Origin of the sequence: Gordonia sp. (in: high G+C Gram-positive bacteria), from assembly GCF_049299075.1 — a bacterium.
GTDB lineage: Bacteria > Actinomycetota > Actinomycetes > Mycobacteriales > Mycobacteriaceae > Gordonia.
Genome location: NZ_JBAQWU010000250.1, coordinates 1 through 3,942 on the forward strand (window position 1 = coordinate 1; position 3,942 = coordinate 3,942).

The following is a 3,942-nucleotide window of genomic DNA, read 5'->3' on the forward strand; positions in this document are numbered from 1 at the left end:
GCTCACCCCGCAGCAGTTGTTGCGAGACCTCTACGCGGACCACCAGTTTCGCCGTCGGACCACCCGCGGCTGGACCGACGACGACCGCGCCGCCCTGCAACGGGCTACTCAGCCGCTCCCCGACGACGCCGACCTCTCACCCGCCGACGTTCCCCTCGTCGACGAGCTCGCCGAACTCCTTGGCTACCGGACCGACGAGGCCTTGCGGGAGCAGAAGTCGCAATGGCGTCGCCGCATCGCCGAAGCCCAGGACGCTCTCGACATCTTGACTGGTTCGGCGCCGCAGGATCTCGAAGATGATCTCGATCCCGAGTTGCTGATGGCCTACGACTTGATCGACGCCGAGCAGTTGGCCGAGCGTCAGGAGGTCACCGAGTACCGGACTACCGCCGAACGCGCCCACTCCGACCGCAACTGGACTTTCGGCCACGTGATCGTCGATGAGGCCCAGGAGCTCTCGACGATGGCGTGGCGAATGGTCATGCGTCGCATACCGAATCGATGGATGACGATCATCGGCGATACCGCCCAGACGGGTGACCCGGCAGGCACTACGTCGTGGGGCCGCATCTTCTCGTCGTATGTCGCCGATCGCTGGCGGCTGCGCGAGTTGACGATCAACTACCGCACACCAGCGGAGATTACGCACTACGCCAATCGTCTACTCGCACAGATCGATTCGTCACAAACCCCACCGAACTCGCTGCGCAGCAACGGAATCGAGCCCTTTGCTGTGCGGGTCACGGGGCACAGCGCGCTGGAGTCAGCGCTGGCCACCGCGACGCAGGCCGGGTGGCCCGGACTTACTGCAGTGCTGGTGGCCGACACCGCGGCGGACGATGCGGCGGGCCTCGACGACACCGACGGCATTCGGGTACTTCCGCTGACTGCCGCCAAAGGCCTCGAGTTCGACAATGTGGTGGTCGTTGAACCCGCCGAACTGATCGCGAGCTCGCCGCGCGGCCTCAGCGATCTGTATGTGGCCCTGACCCGCGCGACGCAGCGGCTCGTCGTCGTGCATGAGCGAGACCTGCCGGCTGATCTGGATGATCTGCCGGCAGGCGGGTGACCCTTCGACAAGCTCAGGGAGCGAACCGACAAGCTCAGGGAGCAGCGACTGTTTCCTACGTGGTGTGGACGATCAGCACATCGCAGGCGGCCTTGCGGGCGACGTCAGCCGGAACCGAGCCGAGCAGCCGGCCGGCGATCGAGTTCAGGCCCTTGTTGCCAACCACCAGCAGGTCGGCCTGGACATCGGTGACCAGCTGCAGCAGCGCGTCGACCGGGGCGCCCTTGACGGAGCGGGTCTGCACGTTGCCCGCACCGGCGGCCTTCGCGCGTTCCCTGGCGGAGCGCAGGATCTCCTCGGTGGGCGAGCTACCCATCACCTGGTAGGCGTCGGCGCCGAGCGCATCGCTGGCAGCGCTGGCCGAGCGTCCGTCGTTAACGAAGTACGCGCAGGCGATGACCAGCGTGGTGCCTTCGCCAGCGATCGCACCGGCACGCGCGACAGCGTGCAGCGAGGACTCGGATCCGTCAGTTCCGACGACGATGGTCTGGTAATCGGCCATGCTTGCTTCAACCTCCGGCATGTTCCCGGGTCGGCGGATCCGAACCGGGTCGGTGTGAACTACGAACGTACCTTGCGAACTTACCCTGTAGTCCGTTGTTCGATCGCTACTTGATGCCCGCGGCGTCCATTCCGCGCAGTTCCTTCTTCAGATCAGCGATCTCGTCGCGCAGTCGGCCAGCCAACTCGAACTGCAGATCGCGGGCGGCGTTCATCATCTGATCGGTCAGTTCGTGGACCAGGTCGGCAAGTTCGGCGCGCGGCATCGTCGACGTATCACGCTGCTCAATCACCCCGGCGCTCACTGACGAGACCTCGCCTTGGGCCCGACGGCCACGACTCGCGTTGCGGCCCGAGCCACCCACCGCCACGGTGTCGTCAGCCTCGGCGTAGACCTTATCCAGAATGTCGGCGATCTTCTTCCGCAGCGGTTGCGGATCAACGCCTTTCGCCTCGTTGTAGGCAACCTGTTTCGCGCGGCGACGGTCGGTCTCGTCGATGGCATTGCGCATCGAGTCGGTAATCCTGTCGGCGTACATGTGCACTTCGCCGGAGACGTTGCGGGCGGCGCGGCCGATGGTCTGGATCAACGAGGTAGTGCTGCGCAGGAAACCTTCTTTGTCGGCGTCGAGGATCGCAACCAGGGAGACCTCCGGCAGGTCGAGGCCTTCCCGCAGCAGGTTGATGCCAACGAGGACGTCGTACTCGCCGGACCGCAGCTGGCGGAGCAGCTCGACACGGCGCAGCGTGTCGACTTCCGAGTGCAGGTAGCGGACCCGGATACCCAGTTCCAGGAGGTAGTCGGTGAGATCCTCGGACATCTTCTTGGTGAGCGTGGTGACCAGCACGCGCTCGTTCTTCTCGGTGCGCTCGCGGATTTCGTGGATCAGATCGTCGATCTGCCCCTTGGTCGGCTTCACGACGATCTTCGGGTCCAGCAGTCCGGTCGGCCGGATCACCTGTTCCACAAACTCGCCGCCGGACTGGCCCAACTCGTACGGTCCCGGCGTGGCCGAGAGGTAGACGGTCTGACCGACACGGTCGACAAACTCATTCCAGGTCAGCGGCCGGTTGTCCACCGCTGACGGCAGACGGAACCCGAACTCGACCAGGTTTCGCTTGCGCGACATGTCCCCCTCGTACATGGCGCCGATCTGCGGCACCGTGACATGGGACTCGTCGATCACCAAAAGGAAGTCTTCCGGGAAGTAGTCGATCAGGGTTGCCGGGGCGGTCCCCGCCCCGCGTCCGTCGATATGCCGCGAGTAGTTCTCGATGCCCGAGCAGAACCCGACCTGCCGCATCATCTCGATGTCGTAGTTGGTGCGCATCCGCAGCCGCTGTGCCTCCAAATGCTTCCCCTGCTCCTCGAATTCGGCGAGGCGACCCGCAAGCTCGGCTTCGATGCCGGAAATCGCGGTGGCCATGCGGTCTGGACCGGCGACATAGTGGGTGGCAGGGAAGATCCGCAAGCTCTCGACCTGACGGATCACGTCACCGGTGAGCGGATGCAGATAGTAGAGCGCCTCCACCTCATCGCCGAAGAACTCGATGCGGATGGCCAATTCCTCATACGACGGGATGATCTCGACGGTATCGCCGCGCACCCGGAAGCTGCCGCGGGTAAAGGCGACGTCGTTCCGGTTGTACTGGACGTCGACCAGCAGCCGCAGTAAGGCATCGCGGTCGATGGTCTCACCGACCGACAGTTCCACCGAGCGGTCGAGGTAACTCTGCGGCGTACCGAGGCCGTAGATGCACGAGACCGAGGCCACCACGACCACATCGCGGCGCGACAGCAAGCTGGATGTCGCCGAATGCCGCAGCCGCTCGACGTCGTCGTTGATCGAGCTGTCCTTCTCGATGTAGGTGTCGGTCTGCGCGATGTATGCCTCCGGTTGGTAGTAGTCGTAGTACGAGACGAAGTACTCGACAGCATTATTCGGCAGCATCTCGCGCAACTCGTTGGCCAGCTGCGCGGCCAGCGTCTTATTCGGCGCCATCACCAGCGTCGGCCGTTGGACCTTTTCAATGAGCCAGGCCGTGGTCGCCGACTTTCCGGTACCGGTCGCCCCCATCAGCACGATGTCACGCTCGCCCTGGCCCAGGCGCTTCTCCAGGTCCGCGATGGCGGTCGGTTGATCGCCCGCCGGAGTCAGCTCGCTGACGACCTCGAAGGTGCTCGTGCTGCGCTCGACCTCACCGATCGGCCGATACACCGAATGCGCGACGACCGGTTGTTCCGCTGCGAATGCCATCTACCCAGAATAGGCGCCACCTACGACACAATGGAGTCATGGACAACCAGCCCCCGTTCCCCGTCGCCACTCGTCGCACCGTCCTCGCCGGCGCCGGTGCCGCCGCCGTCACCC

The 3,942-nt window shown here is 64.7% G+C and carries 3 protein-coding genes; 1 reads left to right on the forward strand and 2 read right to left on the reverse strand.

The genetic code is table 11. The features are described 5' to 3' along the window. On the forward strand, positions 1 to 1,069 hold a 1,069-nt coding region (locus WAW85_RS07825; protein ID WP_422559061.1), incomplete at its 5' end, for an ATP-binding domain-containing protein. Between the two features lie 55 nt (positions 1,070 to 1,124). Here WAW85_RS07825 and WAW85_RS07830 read toward each other — a convergent pair. Together WAW85_RS07830 and uvrB are read right to left on the reverse strand one after the other, a co-directional pair. After that, a complete protein-coding gene (locus tag WAW85_RS07830; RefSeq protein WP_422559062.1) occupies positions 1,125 to 1,571 on the reverse strand; it encodes a universal stress protein in 447 nt (148 codons plus the stop codon). Positions 1,572 to 1,677: 106 nt separating this feature from the next. Then, entirely contained in the window at positions 1,678 to 3,828 is a 2,151-nt protein-coding gene (gene uvrB / locus WAW85_RS07835; protein WP_422559063.1) for an excinuclease ABC subunit UvrB, read from the reverse strand. Positions 3,829 to 3,942: the final 114 nt, after the last annotated feature.

What these genes read in the sequence shown, in the direction of transcription:
- WAW85_RS07830 (WP_422559062.1), bottom strand. Translation starts at nt 1,571, where the DNA reads ATGGCCGATTACCAGACCATCGTCGTCGGAACTGACGGATCCGAGTCC.
- uvrB (WP_422559063.1), bottom strand. Translation starts at nt 3,828, where the DNA reads ATGGCATTCGCAGCGGAACAACCGGTCGTCGCGCATTCGGTGTATCGG.